This is a genomic window from Phytohabitans houttuyneae (assembly GCF_011764425.1).
In the GTDB taxonomy this organism is placed as follows: domain Bacteria; phylum Actinomycetota; class Actinomycetes; order Mycobacteriales; family Micromonosporaceae; genus Phytohabitans; species Phytohabitans houttuyneae.
Map to the genome: position 1 here is coordinate 64,914 of NZ_BLPF01000003.1, position 14,857 is coordinate 79,770.

18 protein-coding genes are annotated in these 14,857 nt (G+C 73.4%); 4 read left to right on the forward strand and 14 right to left on the reverse strand.

The window, feature by feature from the left end; all coding sequences use genetic code 11:
- Nucleotides 1-6: 6 nt before the first annotated feature.
- Nucleotides 7-948 (forward strand): LysR family transcriptional regulator, encoded by a 942-nt coding sequence (locus Phou_RS35260; protein WP_173065196.1) that lies wholly within the window; start codon nucleotides 7-9, stop codon nucleotides 946-948.
- Here Phou_RS35260 and Phou_RS35265 read toward each other — a convergent pair.
- From Phou_RS35265 to Phou_RS35290, 6 genes are all read right to left on the reverse strand, one after another.
- Nucleotides 935-1,996: a zf-HC2 domain-containing protein gene (locus Phou_RS35265; RefSeq protein ID WP_173065199.1), complete on the reverse strand. Its 1,062-nt coding sequence runs from the start codon at nucleotides 1,994-1,996 to the stop codon at nucleotides 935-937. The genes Phou_RS35260 and Phou_RS35265 overlap by 14 nt on opposite strands.
- Nucleotides 1,989-2,609, reverse strand: a complete 621-nt coding sequence (locus Phou_RS35270) for a sigma-70 family RNA polymerase sigma factor (protein ID WP_173065202.1) — start codon at nucleotides 2,607-2,609, stop codon at nucleotides 1,989-1,991. The genes Phou_RS35265 and Phou_RS35270 overlap by 8 nt, the downstream gene beginning before the upstream one ends.
- 164 nt (nucleotides 2,610-2,773) lie before the next feature.
- Entirely contained in the window at nucleotides 2,774-3,511 is a 738-nt protein-coding gene (locus Phou_RS35275; RefSeq protein WP_173065205.1) for a TetR/AcrR family transcriptional regulator, read from the reverse strand.
- A 63-nt stretch (nucleotides 3,512-3,574) separates the two neighbouring features.
- Nucleotides 3,575-4,783 carry an acyl-CoA dehydrogenase family protein gene (locus tag Phou_RS35280; RefSeq protein WP_173065208.1) on the reverse strand — a complete coding sequence of 403 codons (1,209 nt, stop codon included), beginning with the start codon at nucleotides 4,781-4,783 and terminating at the stop codon, nucleotides 3,575-3,577.
- Entirely contained in the window at nucleotides 4,784-5,803 is a 1,020-nt protein-coding gene (locus Phou_RS35285) for a phosphotransferase family protein (protein ID WP_218579416.1), read from the reverse strand.
- The gene (locus Phou_RS35290; protein ID WP_173065214.1) at nucleotides 5,800-6,555 is read right to left on the reverse strand and encodes an SDR family oxidoreductase; all 756 of its coding nucleotides are present in this window, start codon (nucleotides 6,553-6,555) and stop codon (nucleotides 5,800-5,802) included. The genes Phou_RS35285 and Phou_RS35290 overlap by 4 nt, the downstream gene beginning before the upstream one ends.
- A 274-nt stretch (nucleotides 6,556-6,829) precedes the next feature.
- Here Phou_RS35290 and Phou_RS35295 point away from each other — a divergent pair, with 274 nt between their 5' ends.
- Nucleotides 6,830-7,264 carry a hypothetical protein gene (locus Phou_RS35295; protein ID WP_173065217.1) on the forward strand — a complete coding sequence of 145 codons (435 nt, stop codon included), beginning with the start codon at nucleotides 6,830-6,832 and terminating at the stop codon, nucleotides 7,262-7,264.
- 43 nt (nucleotides 7,265-7,307) lie between these two features.
- Here Phou_RS35295 and Phou_RS35300 read toward each other — a convergent pair whose 3' ends face one another.
- Genes Phou_RS35300 through Phou_RS35325 form a run of 7 tightly spaced genes read right to left on the reverse strand, consistent with a single transcriptional unit; the run spans nucleotide 7,308 to nucleotide 11,056 of the window.
- A complete protein-coding gene (locus Phou_RS35300; protein ID WP_173065220.1) occupies nucleotides 7,308-7,868 on the reverse strand; it encodes a GNAT family N-acetyltransferase in 561 nt (186 codons plus the stop codon).
- 16 nt (nucleotides 7,869-7,884) lie between these two features.
- Nucleotides 7,885-8,010 (reverse strand): hypothetical protein, encoded by a 126-nt coding sequence (locus tag Phou_RS54725; RefSeq protein WP_281365134.1) that lies wholly within the window; start codon nucleotides 8,008-8,010, stop codon nucleotides 7,885-7,887.
- A complete protein-coding gene (locus Phou_RS35305; protein WP_173065223.1) occupies nucleotides 8,007-8,561 on the reverse strand; it encodes a phosphotransferase in 555 nt (184 codons plus the stop codon). Before Phou_RS35305 ends, Phou_RS54725 begins: the two co-directional genes overlap by 4 nt.
- Nucleotides 8,558-8,818 carry a DUF6510 family protein gene (locus tag Phou_RS35310; RefSeq protein WP_173065226.1) on the reverse strand — a complete coding sequence of 87 codons (261 nt, stop codon included), beginning with the start codon at nucleotides 8,816-8,818 and terminating at the stop codon, nucleotides 8,558-8,560. The genes Phou_RS35305 and Phou_RS35310 overlap by 4 nt, the downstream gene beginning before the upstream one ends.
- Before the next feature lie 3 nt (nucleotides 8,819-8,821).
- Entirely contained in the window at nucleotides 8,822-9,574 is a 753-nt protein-coding gene (locus Phou_RS35315; protein WP_173065229.1) for a ferredoxin reductase, read from the reverse strand.
- A complete protein-coding gene (locus Phou_RS35320) occupies nucleotides 9,544-10,143 on the reverse strand; it encodes a sulfite oxidase-like oxidoreductase (RefSeq protein WP_173065232.1) in 600 nt (199 codons plus the stop codon). Before Phou_RS35320 ends, Phou_RS35315 begins: the two co-directional genes overlap by 31 nt.
- A 10-nt stretch (nucleotides 10,144-10,153) precedes the next feature.
- Nucleotides 10,154-11,056, reverse strand: a complete 903-nt coding sequence (locus Phou_RS35325; protein WP_173065235.1) for a S1C family serine protease — start codon at nucleotides 11,054-11,056, stop codon at nucleotides 10,154-10,156.
- A 124-nt stretch (nucleotides 11,057-11,180) separates the two neighbouring features.
- Between Phou_RS35325 and Phou_RS35330 the strand changes: the two genes are divergently transcribed.
- Both Phou_RS35330 and Phou_RS35335 read left to right on the forward strand, forming a co-directional pair.
- Nucleotides 11,181-11,831 (forward strand): DsbA family protein, encoded by a 651-nt coding sequence (locus tag Phou_RS35330; RefSeq protein ID WP_173065238.1) that lies wholly within the window; start codon nucleotides 11,181-11,183, stop codon nucleotides 11,829-11,831.
- 145 nt (nucleotides 11,832-11,976) lie between these two features.
- Nucleotides 11,977-13,758, forward strand: a complete 1,782-nt coding sequence (locus Phou_RS35335) for an RNA polymerase sigma factor (RefSeq protein ID WP_173065242.1) — start codon at nucleotides 11,977-11,979, stop codon at nucleotides 13,756-13,758.
- Between the two features lie 2 nt (nucleotides 13,759-13,760).
- Here Phou_RS35335 and Phou_RS35340 read toward each other — a convergent pair whose 3' ends face one another.
- Nucleotides 13,761-14,336 carry a TetR/AcrR family transcriptional regulator gene (locus Phou_RS35340; RefSeq protein ID WP_173065245.1) on the reverse strand — a complete coding sequence of 192 codons (576 nt, stop codon included), beginning with the start codon at nucleotides 14,334-14,336 and terminating at the stop codon, nucleotides 13,761-13,763.
- Between the last annotated feature and the right edge of the window lie 521 nt (nucleotides 14,337-14,857).

Below are 14,857 nucleotides of genomic sequence, written 5' to 3' on the forward strand. Positions count from 1 at the left end.
CCACACATGACACTCACGCAGCTCGGCGTTTTCGTGCTCGTCGCGCGGCTGCGTTCGGTGCGCGCGGCGGCCGACGTGCTCGGCGTCAGCGAGCCGGCGGTGTCCCGCTCGCTCGCCGCGCTCCGCCAGCACCTCGGTGACCAGCTCGTGGTCCGCGAGGGCAACGAGATGGCGCTGACCGCGGGCGGCAGCCGCCTGTTCGGCATCGCCTCGCAGATGGTCGCGCTGGGCGCCGAGGCGGAGGCGGCGGTGCGCGCGGCGAAGGGCGCGGCCGCGCAGCTGCGGCTGCTGGTGACCAGCACGATCTCCGAGTTCATCGCGACGCCGCTGGTCGAGGCGTTCACGAAGCGGTGGAGCGGGCAGATCGAGACCTCGTCCGGCGTGGCCAACGCCGCCGAGATGCGCGTCCTGCTGCCCAACCGCCTCGCCGACGTCGCGCTCGGCCCGGACCTGAGCAGCGACCCCGCGCTCACCTCCGAGCCGGTGCTGCGCTACCGCCTCGTCGTGGTCGGGCCGCCCCGCCAGCGCCCGACCGGGCCGCCGAGCCGCTGGCCGTGGCTCGTCGACCCGTCCGGCACCGATCCGGACAGCGACATCGGGCGGCTGCTGCGCGCGTTCCGGGTACCGGAGAATCGGATCCGGGTCTTTCCCAACCAGACCGCGGCCTGGTCCGCGGCGGCCGATGGCGCGGGGGTGGCGCCGGCCGTGTCGACGCTGGTCAGCCGCGAGCTGCGGCGCGGCGAGCTGTCCATTGTGGAGACCGACCGCACTCCGGTGCAGGCCTGCTGGCACGTGACGACGCTGGCGCCGGACCGGCGGCCGGACGCGGCCCGGCGGCTGCGCAACTTCCTCGGCACGCCCGACGCGATGCAGCTGATGTGCGCGCCGGGCGCGGGCGTGCCGCCGTCGCGCTTCCGCCCACCCGTCTACGTGACTATCTGGAGCTGATCGTCACCAGGACCGCGCCGGCGGCGTCGATGACCTCGAAGCGGTCGATCTCCGCGCGGTCCGCGGTGGTGCCGCCCAGGCCCGTGAAGCTGTCCTGCCCCGCCTCCATCCGCCAGCGCAGCGCGGTCTGCGCGGAGCCGTCCGTGGTGATCACGCGGAGCACGCAGTCGCGCGGCCCGGCCAGCCCGGTGACGGTGAGCGAGACGTCCAGGCCGGTCACGGTGCGGCTGAGCCGCACCTCGGCCGCGGCGCCGGTCGCCGGGTCGCGGCCCGCGAGGCGCTCGCCCTGCGCGTCGCCACCGGGGTTGGCCTTGACGGAGTCGGGCCTCGTCGCGCCGGGCGTGGGCTTCGTCTCCTTCTTGGTACGCGCCACCGGCGGCCTGGTCGCCGGACGCGTGGACTGCCGCGGGGGCGGTGCCGGCGCGGTGGCCGGCGGCGCGGTCGTGGGTGGGGGAGCGGGCGTTGTCCCGGCGGCCGCGGCGGTGCCCGGCTCCTTGCGCGGCGGGGCGGCGACGGTGGAGGCCGGGTCGGTGACGCTGGATCGGGCCGCGATCGTGACGAGGCTGAGCATCGTCACCACGGTCAGGGCGGCCGCGACGAGCACGAGCCGGCGTACCACGGCGCTGTTGTTTCTGGTCTTTCGCGGGTTTCTGGTGTTTCGACCGCGCGGCAGCGGCGCGACGGGCTCGGGCGGATCGGGCCGCCGCACCGGGGTGCGGAAGCGGTCGTCAAGCTCGTCCCAGGCCCGCAGGTGCGGCCGCGGCCGGCCGCGGGCGGGCTCCCGCTGGCGGGGGAAAAGGGCCCCCAACGCACCGGGCGGGTGTGCCGGGATCCGGCGCACCCGCCCACCTTCGGCCTCGGCGAGCAGTGTCGCCGCGTCGACCTGGCCGAGCAGCTCGATGAGTGGGGCCAGGCCCTCCAGCGTCCGCAGGCAGTGGGCGCACGTGATCAGGTGCCGCTCGTAGGCGTGGCGTTCGTCCGTCTCGAGCAGTCCTAACGCGTACGCGCCCACGTCCGGGTGGACGCAGGGGCCCGGCCCGTCAGGCATCGTGGTGCCCGCTCCCCATCAGCACTTTCTGGAGCGCGCGGAGTGCGAAGAAGAGCCGCCACTTCACCGTCTCCGGCGGCAGTCCCAGGTCGTCGGCGACGTCGCGGACCCCGCGGCCCTTGAAGTACGCCTCGACGAGGATCTCCCGGTCCGGCCCCGGGAGGGTGCGCAGCCCGTCGAGCACCAGCATCCGCTGCGCGGCCGGCTCGAGGTCGGTGCCGTACACGTCGGGCGGTTCGTCGTAGCGCGGCTTGCGCTCCTCCTCGCGCCTGATGTCCTCCACCATCCGCTGGGCGATGCCGACGAGCCACGGACGCAGGGACGACGCCGCCACGTCGATCCGGTCCACGTCGCGCCAAGCGGTCAGCAGCGTCTCGCGCACGACGTCTTCGGCCAGCTGCCGGTCGCCGTTGGTCAAGCTGAGCGCGATCATGAACAGCGGCTCGGCATGCTGGTCGTACAAGCTGCGCAGCAGTCCACCCTCGGCCCGGTGGATGCCGGTGCGGTGCGTGTGCCTGTCGAGGAGCGGTCGTCCGGCCGGTCCCGGCGCCGATCGGGCGTGGCGCCCGCGGCCCGCCACCGGCCGCGCCTCTAGGTGCCGCGGCGCTGACATGTGAGCTTCTCCACGAGGTCCCCCAACCAGTCGTGATCGTTGTCGCACCCGGGTACGGCCCTGATCTCACGCTTGGATCGACGTCGCGGAGGAATTAAGGATCTCTTAAAGCGGATAGATGAACCTCGCCGGTTCGCGAGCCGTCTGCCCGCCCGCTTCGCCGTTCAGGCGCTGGCCGGCAGGCCCGCGGCCGCGGCGGCTGCCTTCGGGCCCACGAACGGCGCCAGCACCACGTACGTCAGGTCGGGCAACCGCTGCGGCAGCTCGGCCACCCGCCCGGTGGAGACGTGGTCGAAGATGACCCCGTACACCCCGGCGATGACCGCCTCCACGGCCACGCGCGGCACCTCCGGCTGGCCGGCGCGGCGTGGCGCGGCGGCGAAGAAGTCGAGGTAGCTGGCGAGGAGCTGCCGCCGGCCGGCGAGTGCCTTGGGGCCGGCGGCGAGGATCTCGACGACGGCGAGTGCGGCGAACGCGGGCTCCGCGGCGAGGATGTGCAGCAGCGTGCCGAGGCCGCGCCGCATGCGCTCGGGCCACCGACCGGGCTGTCCGTACGCCACGGCGACGCTCTTCTGCAGCAGCTCCACGCCCAGCTCGAACGCCGCGAGGAAGCACGTCTCCTTGTCCGCGAAGTGCTGGTAGTACGCCCGCGTGGAGACGCCGGCCGCCGCGCACACGTCACCGAGCGACGTGCCCACGTACCCCTTCTCGGCCACCGTGCGCGCCATGGCGTCGATGAGCCGGTCCCGCTGCGTGCGGGCGACGAACTCGCGCGGCAGGTCGTGCCGCCCCCGCGGCAGCCGCCGGTCCGGCGAGTTGGCCGACCGCGAGCCCGGAATCCCTCTGCCGAGCGCGGCGGTCCACTCCGACACCCCACCGCCCGGTGTTGTAGCGCTCGACATCCACTCATAGTGCCGTACGCCCGCAGCCCCGGACCCGCCCGTCCGGGCCGTCCGGCCGTGCGCCTACGTCGACGGCGACGCGTGGGCGCGCAGCTCGCGGCGGGCGAGGGCGGAGCGGTGTACCTCGTCCGGCCCGTCGGCGAGGCGGAGCGTGCGCGCGTGCGTCCACAGCCTGGCGAGGGGGAAGTCCTGGCTCACCCCGCCGCCGCCGTGCGCCTGGATCGCCTTGTCCAGCACCCATTCGGCCATCGCCGGCGTCACGATCTTGATGGCTTGGATCTCCGCGTGCGCGGCCTTGTTGCCGGCCGTGTCCATCAGCCACGCCGTCTTGAGGACCAGCAGGCGGGCCTGCTCGATGCGCACCCGCGACTCGGCGATCCAGTCCGCCACCACGCCGTGCTCGGCGATCGGCCGGCCGAACGCCACCCGCTCGCTGGCCCGCCCGCACATCATGGCCAGCGCGCGCTCGGCCATGCCGATCAGGCGCATGCAGTGGTGTATGCGACCCGGACCCAGCCGGGCCTGCGCGATCGCGAAGCCGTCACCCTCGCCGCCGATCAGGTTGGACGCGGGCACCCGCACGTCCTCGAACGAGATCTCCGCGTGGCCGCCGTGGCCGCCGTCGTCGTACCCGAAGACCTTCATCCCGCGCCGCACGGTGACGCCCGGCGTGTCCCGCGGTACCAGAATCATGCTCTGCTGGCGGTGCCGCGGCGCCGCCGGGTCCGTGCGGCCCATGACCACGAAGATCTCGCAGCGCGGGTTCATCGCGCCGCTGGACCACCACTTGGTGCCGTTGACGAGGTAGTCGTCGCCGTCGCGGGTGATGCTCGTGGCGATGTTTGTGGCGTCGGAGGAAGCCACCTCCGGCTCGGTCATGCAGAACGCGGACCGGATCCGCCCGTCCAGCAGCGGCTCCAGCCACCGCTCCCGCTGCGCCGCGCTGCCGAACTCGGCCAGCAGCTCCATGTTGCCCGTGTCTGGCGCCGAGCAGTTGAGCGCCTCGGGGGCGAGCAGCGGGCTGTGGCCGGTGATCTCGGCGAGCGGCGCGTACTGGAGGTTCGTGAGGCCGATCGAGGGGAGGAAGAGGTTCCACAGGCCGCGCTCGCGGGCCCGCTCCTTGAGCTCCTCCACGACCGGCGGTGTCGTCCACTGTGGACCGTTCGCCTCCTGCTCGGCGAGGACCGCCTCGGCCGGGTACACGTACTCGTCCATGAAGGACAGCAGCCGCGCGCGCAGCTCTTCGGTCTTGTCGTCGTACCCGAAGTCCATCTAGGCCTCCTGCGACAGCGTGGCGTGGCCGAGCGCGACCAGCGGTGGGACGATCTCGCCGAGCTGCTCGAACCCGGCGCCGACGGTCTGGCCCTGTGTGAAGCGGAAGTGGATGCCCTCGGCGATGACGGCGAGCTTGAAGAAGCCGAACGCGGTGTACCACGGCAGGTGGGTGAGGTCCGCACCACGGCGTTGCGCGTAGCGGTCGGCGAGCTCGGTGCCGGGCGGGAAGCCGGCCGCCGCGTTGACCGAGGTGGCGACCGAGTTGCCGCCGATCTGCGCGAGCCCGTCCCAGTACACGAGCAGCAGTCCCAGGTCGGCCAGCGGGTCGCCGAGCGTGGCCATCTCCCAGTCGAGCACGGCGGCCACCCGGCCGCCCGCGTCCACGACCACGTTGTCCAGGCGGTAGTCACCGTGCACGATGCCGGCGCCGCTCTCCGCCGGCGCGCTCTGCGCGAGGCGGGCGTGCAGCTCGTCGATGCCGGGCAGGTCGCGGCTGCGGGAGGCGTCCAGCTGCTTCTTCCACCGCCGCACCTGCCGCTCCAGGTAGCCGGCCGGATGCCCGAAGTCGCCCAGCCCCACCGCGGCCGGGTCCACCTCGTGCAGGTCGGCGAGGACGTCGACGAGGGTGTACGACAGCGTGCGCGCCCGCTCCGCGCCCAGGGCCGCCGTCTGCGCCGCCGTGCGGTAGACAGTGCCCTCCACAAACCCCATCACGTAGAAGGGCGCGCCGATCACCTCCGGGTCCGCACAGAGCAAAACCGTTTCCGGTACCGGTACCGCCGTCGGCGCCAGCGCGCTGATCACGCGGTGCTCGCGTCCCATGTCGTGCGCGGTGCGCAGCACGTGGCCCAGTGGCGGGCGGCGCAGCACCCAGTTGTGCGTGTCGTCCCGCAGCGTGTACGTGAGGTTGGACTTGCCGCCCGCGATCAGCTCCGCGCGCAGGTCGCCGTCGCGCAGGCCGGGGTGCTCCCGGTCGAGGTACGCCCGGAGGCGCTCGACGTCGAGCCCTGGCGTCACAGGTTGCCCACGAGCGTGAGGCCGCCGTCGAGCACCAGCGTCTGCCCGGTGATCCACGCGGCGTCCGGCGAGACGAGGAACGCGACCGCGCCCGCCACGTCGGACGGCACGCCGAGCCGCCCGAGCGGGTACCCGGCGGCCACCTCCTCCTCGCGCCCGGCGAAGAGCGCGGTGGCAAACTGCGTCTTCACGACGGCCGGGGCGACCGCGTTGACCCGCACGTTTGGCGCGAGCTCGACCGCGAGCTGCGCGGTGACCTGGATGAGGGCGGCTTTGCTCGCGGCATATGCGCCGAGGCCGGGCGCCGAGCCCAGCCCGGCGATCGAGGACATGTTGACGACGGCGCCGCCGTGCTTGCCGAGCCAGGCGTCGTACGCGTGGCGGAGCCAGCCGATCGCGGCGAAGACGTTCACCTCGAAGACCTTGCGGACCGCGCCCGGGTCCGTCTCCAGCAGCGGCCCGAAGGTGGGGTTGATGCCGGTGTTGTTGACCAGGATGTCCAGGCCGCCGAACGACTCCACCGCGCGCTGCACGGCCTCCGCCTGATGCTCGGGGTCGTCCGCCTTGCCCGCGACCGCGATGGCCCGCTCCGGCCCGCCGAGCGCGGTGGCCGCCTCGAGGAGCGGCTCGGCCTTGCGGGCGGTGACGCAGACCCGGGCCCCCTCCGCGACCAGGCGCTCCGCCACGGCGTACCCGATGCCCCGGCTCGCGCCCGTGACCAGCGCGACCTTCCCTTCCAGCCGACGCTCCACCCGGTCGCCTCCCGCTTCGTCGCGTGCCCCTCCGCCGTATGTTACCGGCCAGTCAACCCCCGCCCGCCCGCTCGCCACGGCGCGGGCCGCCCTTTCCGCGCGGCGCGGGTGCCGCTAGCCCCGTTGATCAGGGACTTCGTGGGTGGACACGCCGGCCGACACGCTCACCAACTCCCTGATCAACCGCAGGAGGCCGCGGAGCCGCGAGGCCGCGGGAGGCGGCGGGAGGGCGTGGGGTGGTCCACTGTAGAGCTACCGGGATAGCATGCGCTCGATGGCGAATGACGGGCGCAAGCCGCCCCTGCAGCCGCGTTACCGGCGTCCCGAGCCGGAGCGACCGGCACGCCGGCCGGCCTCGGTGTGGATCGTTTCGCTGCTCCTGCTGCTCTTCGGTGTGTTGGGCGTCGTGGTCGGCGTGCTGCTCGTGCGGGACGCGATCGACCACGGCGAGGAGGACGAGGTCGTGGCGGCGGCCGTGTTCGCCGTGCTGCTCGCGTGCGCACAGGTGGTCGCGGCGGTCGGCGTGTTCGTCGGCTGGGCCCGCGGCCGCGTGGTGGCCATGCTCGTCTGCGCGGCCAACATCGTGCTCGTGATCGTCGGCGCCGCGACCGACCGGATCGGCTCCGGGCAGTCCTGGCTCGGGATCGGCTTCTACGGCGCCGTGCTCTTCGGCCTCGCCGGCCCCAAGGTCAGTGACTGGTGCCGCTGACGCGCGCGGACTTGTGCGGTGCGTCCAGGTCGAGAGCCCACTGTCAGCGCGCGGCGGGCTGAGGTTGAAGCCACTCCGGGGCCAGCAGGGACCACACCTCGGTGTCGTACCGGACACCGTTGTACAGATACTCGCCGCGTAGCACACCGTCCAAGCGCATGCCCAGCCGCTGTGCCACGGCGCGGCTGGCGGTGTTGTCCGGGCAGGTCTTCCAGGTGACGCGGTGGATGCCGCGGGTCCGGACCGCCCAGTCGACAAGGTGGCGCACGGCCTGGGTGACCAGGCCGCGGCCCTGCCCGGCCGGCTCCAGCCAGCAGCCGATCTCGCACGTGCCGCCGGCGGCGTCGAAGTGTACGAACATCGTGCCGCCCACCAGCGTGCCGTCGAGCCAGATGCCGAAGATGCGGCCGGCGTCGGCGGCGGCCTTGTCCGCGTACCGCTGGAGGGTGCTCCGGGCCGATTCCACCGACGTGGAGAACGTCGCCCACGGGATCCACGGGTCCACCGCGTCGCGCGCCCGGTCGATGTGTGCGAGGAACTCCTCGGCCTGCCAGGGCTCCAGCGGGCGCAGCTCGGCGCCGCCGTCAAGAATGATCACGAACACCCGCGCACTGTAGCCGTCAGGGAAGGTCGCGCACGGAGGCGACCACCAGCCCCGCGGCCTCGCCGACGCGGGATGCCTCGGCCGCCGTGAGCGTGGGGTTGGCGGACCGGATCGCGACCGCGGTGCCGAGCTCGGCGGTCACGCCGTCGCCGCCCACCAGCGCGGCGAACGACACGAGCAGCGCGCGGGCCGCCCCGCGAGGTCGGTGGTCGGGTCGACGGATACCTCGGCGCAGATGAGCGCGGTCATCGCCAGGTCGAGGCCGGCCGGGCCGTACAGGGCGTCGCGCCAGTCGATCACGTAGGGGCCGTCGGGGGTCAGCACCACGTTGTCCGGGTGCAGGTCGCGGTGGACGATGACGGTACCGGTGGGCGCGCCGGCCGGCAGCGGGAGCGCGTGGAGGCGGGCGTGCAGGTCGGCGAGGACGGCCGCGCCGCGCTCGATCGGGAGGCGGCCCTCGACGAACGCGCCGAGCATCGTCGGGCCGTCCAGCCGCCGCATGACCAGGTCGGGGCCGTCGGCGGCGTACACCTCGGGGACCGGGAAGCCGTGCGCGGCCACGTGCGCCATCAGCGCGGCCTCCCGCGCGGTGTCGCCGCCGCCGTCGCGGTACCGGCGCAGCACCCGGCCGCCGTCCAGCGCGTACACGTCGGCGTTGCGGCCGGTCGCGAACGGTGCGCCGAGGTCGGTCACATCGGGATGCGCAGTGACACCGCGCCGCGCAGGTCGAGCCATGCCGCGTCCGGCGTGCGGACCATGCGCAGCACCACCTCCTCGCAGCCGGGGCAGCGGGCGACCATGCCGGGCGCGTTCGGGTACACGTGGAGGGCGGCGACCGCCCCGGACAGGCCGCAGGCGGCGCACCGGCTTGTCGCGGCGGTGACGTCGACCGCGAAGATCTCCCGCAGCGGCCCGGCGAGCGCGTTGCCGTCGAGGTGGGGATCGGTCATCTCTTAGCCTCCAGTCGGGCCGAAGCGCTCGGTGCGGACGCGGCGCGGGTCGTGGCCGAGCGCGACGAGGATGTCGGCCACGGTCTCGACGAAGCCGGTGGGGCCGCACACGAAGCAGTCGGGCGTGAGCGCGGGCGGCCACCCGTTGGTGTTGACGTCGGCGACGCCGACCCGGCGCGGCGGGTGCGGCCAGCCGTCCGGCACCTCGCGCGTGTACGCGAACGTCACGTCGAGGCCGGCGTCGTCGCGGGCCCGGCGGCGCAGCTCGTCGGCGTAGTAGACGTCGTCCGGCGTGCGCACCGAGTAGATGAGGCGGAACGGCACGCGGCTGCCCGCCGCCCGCCGCGCGCGGATCATCGCCATCAGCGGCACGATGCCCGAGCCGCCGCCGACCAGCAGCACCGGGTCCATGGCGGTTGTGCGCCACACGAACCAACCGCCCACCGGGCCGCGCAGCTCCACCGGGTCGCCGGGGGAGAAGACCTCGGTCAGGTACGGCGAGACCTCACCGTCGGGTACCGCCTGGATGGTGAGCTCGACCCGCTCGCCGTCGGCCGGTGCGGCGATCGAGTAGCTGCGCTGCGTGCTGTATCCGTCTTCGGCGGTGAGGCGCACGTCGACGTGCTGCCCGGGCAGGTGGCCGGGCCAGCCGGGCACGTCGAGCACCAGCGTGCGGGCGGTGGGCGTCTCGGCGCGGGCCTCGGCCAGCGTGCCGACCCGCCAGGTCAGTCGCCCTGGTACCGCTGCTCGCGCCACGGGTCACCGTAGTCGTGGTAGCCGGCCGTCTCCCAGAACCCGGGCTCGTCGTCGAAGCGCAGCTGGATGCCGCGCACCCACTTGGCCGACTTCCAGAAGTACAGGTGGGGGACGAGCAGCCGGGCCGGGCCGCCGTGCTCGGGGTGCAGGTCTTCGCCGTCGAACTTGAACGCCACCCACGCCTGCCCGTCGAGCAGGTCGGCGAGCGGGAGGTTGGTGGTGTAGCCGCCGTACGAGTGGACGAACGCGTAGTCGGCGGCGGTGTCCACATCGGACATCAGGGTGTCGAGGGAGACACCCTGCCAGGTGGTGCCGAGCTTGGACCACTTGGTCACGCAGTGGATGTCGACGGTCGGCGTCTCGCTGGGCAGGGCCATGAGGTCGTCCCAGGTCCAGCGGTGCTCCCGGGACGTCTCGGTAGTGATCACGAACTCCCAGCGGTCCATCGGCACCCGTGGCGTCGGGCCGGCGGAGAGCACCGGAAAGTCCTCTGTCAGGTATTGCCCGGGCGGCAGCTCGGGCCCGGATGAACGCGGCCGGCCGCGAAAGCCGGGCGTGACGATTCCCACCCGGGTCAGACTACGCGGCCGCGATGATCTCTTGGGCCGTTTGCGCGGCCCGCTCGATCGGGATGGCGAACCCGATGCCGATGTTGCCGTTGCCGTCGATGGTGGCGATCGCCGTGTTCACCCCGACGACCTGACCCCGGGCGTTGACCAGGGGGCCGCCGGAGTTGCCCGGGTTGATCGAGGCGTCGGTCTGCACGGCCGACTGGCGCCCCGCGTTGCCCATCCGCACCTGCCGGTCGACGGCGCTCACGATGCCGGCCGTGACGCTGCCGGACAGGCCCAGCGGCGAACCGACCGCGAGCACCGGCTCGCCCACCTTGAGGTCCGTGCTGCGGCCCAGAGTGAGGGGGCGGAACGCCTCCGCGCCCTCGGCCACCCGCAGCACGGCGATGTCGGTGCGGGCGACCCGGCCGACCAGCCGCGCGGTGCGCTCCTCGCCGTCCTGGCCGACCACGGTGATCCGGCCGCCGGAGGCCACGACGTGGTTGTTGGTGACGATGTGCCCCTGGTCGTCGATGACGAAGCCGGAGCCCGACGATGCCTCCTCGTCGCCGACCACCTCGATCGACACCACCCCGGGCAGCGCCTCCTCGGCGGCGCCGACCAGCGCCTCCGGCACGGCGGCGTCCGCGGCGAGGCGCGGCGTCTGCTGGACGTTGGCCCACAGCGACGCGTACCACCCGGCGGCGCCGCCCGAGGCCGCCGAGAAGACGGCGATGAGCAGGCCGGCGAGCAGGAACCGGCCAGGCCCCCGCCGGCGGGACCGTTCCGGCGGGGGCTCGTCCCAGACAGTGCCCGGGGGCAGGTCGGCGCGGTGCCGGGGGTAGGTGCGCGGCCCCGGCCAGGGCTCGTATCGCGGGCCGGGCGCATGGTACTGACCGCCCGGGTCGTCGTAGCCCAGCATCGCCGTCATGCCGGTGAATACGGACGGCGGGCGGCGGTGGCTGAACAGAAACGAGAAATTTTCCTGAGCCTGATCATCTGTCCGGGCTCCTGTTCCGTACTCCGGCACAGCGTTTGAGGTCGTTGGGGGACCGATGAACGAACCTGGGCTCATCTACGTGTTCGATGGCTACTGTGCGTGGTCGTACGGCTTCGCCCAGACGATGGTCGACGTGGCCGCCGCGCATCCCGGCGTTCCCGTGGAGGTCCTCTGTGGAGGCCTCTACGTGGGGTCCGCCCGGGTGCCGGTCCGGCGCCTCGGCGACCTGCCCGCCACCCACCGGCGGATCGCCGACCTGACCGGCGCGTGGTTCGGCGACGGGTACCAGCGGCTCACCGCCGACGGCTCGTTCGTCATGAACTCCACCGCCGCGGCCCGCGGCTTCGCGGCGTTGCGGCGGCAGGCGCCGGAGCGGGCGGTGGAGCTGGCGGCGGCGATGCAGGAGGCGTTCTTCGTGGAGGGGCACAGCCTCGCCGAGCCGGAGACGCACCGGGGCATCGCCCGCGAGTACGGGCTCGACGAGGACGCCGTCGTCGCCGGCTTCGACCACCCGTGGTCGCTGCGGGCCGCCGAGGCGGACTTCGCACGGGTACGGCGGATGGGCGTGGCCGCGTTCCCGGCGCTGCTCGTCGCCACCGGCGGGCGCAAGGTGCCGGTGATGAGCGGCTCGGCCACCGCGCGGCAGGTGGAGGAGCGGCTGTCCGTGCTGCTCAGGCGGGTTGGACGGCACACCGCGCGGGAGTGAACGGCGGTGGTACGGAAGTGACCAATGCGACGCAAGTTGCATCTGAATTATGGACACGCGCCGTTCAATAAACTAGCTTGCCCTACGGACGGCGACGGTCACCGTGTGGGGACGGGGACGGCCGCGATCCGGCGAGGTGGTGTCGATGGGGAGGCACGCGCGGCTCGAAGCGGTGGTCGACACCGCCACCGTCGCCGCGGCGCGCGACGGTGACAAGCGGTCGCTCGACGCGCTGGTCACCGAGCATCTGCCGCTTGTCTACAACGTGGTCGGCCGCGCGCTCGACGGCCACCCGGACGTGGACGACGTCGTGCAGGAGACGATGCTGCGGGTCGTGCGCAAGCTCAAGGGCCTGCGCGACAGCAGCCGCTTCCGGGCGTGGCTCGTCGCGATCGCGATGCAGCAGGTGCGGGCACGCGCCCGGGCGCGCAAGGAGATGCTCGCGCGCGGCGGCGGCTTGGAGGACGTGCGCGAGCTCGCCGACCCGTCCGCCGACTTCGTCGACGCGACCATCGCCGAGCTGGGCCTGACCGGGCAGCGCAAGGAGGTGGCCGAGGCGACCCGGTGGCTCGACCCGGGCGACCGGCGGCTGCTCGCGCTGTGGTGGCAGGAGGCCGCCGGCGAGCTGAACCGCGAGCAGCTCGCCGCCGCGCTCGGCCTCACCGCGCCGCACGCCGCGGTGCGGGTGCAGCGGATGAAGGGCCAGCTGCAGGGCGCCCGCGCGGTCGTGCGGGCACTGTGGTCGGACCGGCACTGCGCCGACCTCATCGACCTGCTCGAAGGGTGGGACGCCAAGCCCAGCCCGCTGTGGCGCAAGCGGCTGATCCGGCACACCCGCGGCTGCGGCGAGTGCGGGCGGCACTGGGCCGACCAGGTGCCGGCCGAGCGGCTGCTGGCGGGCGTGGCGCTGCTGCCGGTACCAGTGGAGCTGGCGAGCAGGCTCGGCGGCGCGCACGGTCCGGTCGTCACCAAGGCCGCCGCGGACGTCGCGGCCCACGCCGACCCGGACGCGCCCGGCGCCGTCGAACGGCTCCTCGACCAGGCCAGGGACGCGGTGTCCGCGCGTCCCGGCGTCCGCGGTGGCCTGCTGGCCGGCGCGGTGGTGCTGGCCGTCGGCACCGTGTACCTGATCGTGCCGCACGGCCCGCCGGCACCGTCCACACCGGACGCTCTCGCCCCGCCGCCGGCCACCGCCCCGGCGGAGCCCGCGCCGAGCCCGTGGGACCCGAAGCCGGGCGCGCGGGGCCACGTCGCGGCGGAGCGGGCGCCGGTACCGGCGCGGATCGCACCCAAGCCGGCATACGGGAGCAATGTGGACACTCCCGACCCTGCTCCGCCACCCGGCCGCGCGCCCGGCGAGCTGCCGCGCCGCCCGGAAGGGGCGCACGTCGCCGGCGAAGCCGTCCTGCGCGAGGGCGGCCAGCGGCTGACGCTCACGGGACGCGGGTACTTCGCCGTGCGCTGGCACGTGGCCTTCTACCGGTGCGGCGGCGAGATCGCGATGCCCACCTGGACCGGCCTGTTCGGCAAGCTCTTCCACACCGCCTCCGGTGGCGGGCGCCGCCTGGACGACAGCGTGCCCGGCGCCGGCGAGCTGACCTGGATGGGCGTGCGGCACCGCGACCCGGCCCGGCTGCCGGCCGGCGCGCAGCAGATGTGGCAGGTCGAGTACTACTACCTCGACGGCACGGTCACCCTCCACCACAACGAGGTGCGCGGCCGCTCCGCCGACTACGACCTGGCGGTCACGCCGGCCACGTGGAGCGGGATGTGGGCCGACCTCAACCGGCCGCCGCGCGAGCGGTGGGGCGTCACCCGCTACGGCAAGGTCCGCGACACCGGCACCGACCGCGCGCCCGTGCCCCAGTACCTGACCCGCGGCAACCCGACCGACCCCCGCGAAGTGCCGCAGCGGTCGGCGCTGTAGCGCTAGCGGGGCTGGTGACCGCCGCGCAGGCCGGTCAGGACCATGTCGACGAGGCGGTCGACGTACTCCTCGGTGCGGGCGGTGAGGTCCTCGCCCTGGCCGGGCGGTGCCACGGAGACCTGGACGGTGGCGACGCCGAACATCGTGCCGAGGACGAGCGCGGGCGCGGTGCCCTCGGGCAGCTCGCCCCGGTCGACCGCCGCCGCGATCATCGCCTCGACCGTGCGCACGCTGCCGAAAAGGTAGAAGTCGCGCAGGTCGGCAAAGAGGTCGGGGTAGGTGCGGGCGTCCAGCCACAGCCGCATGATCGCCAGGCCGGCCCAGCCCCAGTACATCCCGAACACGTACCGCGCCATCGCCTTGAGGTCCTCGCGCAGGTCACCGGTGTGCGTCCAGCCCTGGAACGGCTCGAGGCGGTCGCGCATCGCGGCGAGCAGCAGCTCGCGCTTGTCGCGCCAGCGCAGGTAGACCGAGGCCTTGCCGACACCGGAACGGCGTGCGACCTCGTCCAGTGTGAAACCGGCCCAGCCCTTCTCGGCGAAGACCAGGACGACGACGCTGTAGACCCGCGCTTCCATATCCGGGTCCCGGGGACGGCCACGCCGCCGTAACGCACCCGAATCCTCCACCGCGCGAGCGTACCGGGCGGGCGTCCGGCGGCATGTACCGGCTCTGGGTCCGCAGGACACTCTGGGTTCCAGGTCACGCCGGGTATCTGGTAGAACCGCGTCGATACGCCCCGCAGTCACCCATCGATGTACCGCCCTTTGGGTGAAACCACTGGTGCTGATGTGACGTGAGCTGGGTAAAGTGCCGGTTGAGGGTTACTCCGCGTGGCCTTGCGCCGGTTGCGGAGCGTCGCATAAATCCGACGGAACGTGACAGATCCGTCTGAATAGGCTCAGTGTGGTGCAAGGGACGTTTTAACCTTCCTTTCCCGGGCGAATTTTCCCTACCGTGTCAGCGGGCGACGCGGAGGGAGGACAGGCCATGAGGCGCAATCACGACTGGGTGTGAGACCCACACGGGCTGTCGATCTCACTCCGTGCTGCGGTAACCTGACCGAATGTCGATCGGTCGATGGCGAAGCTCCACAGTA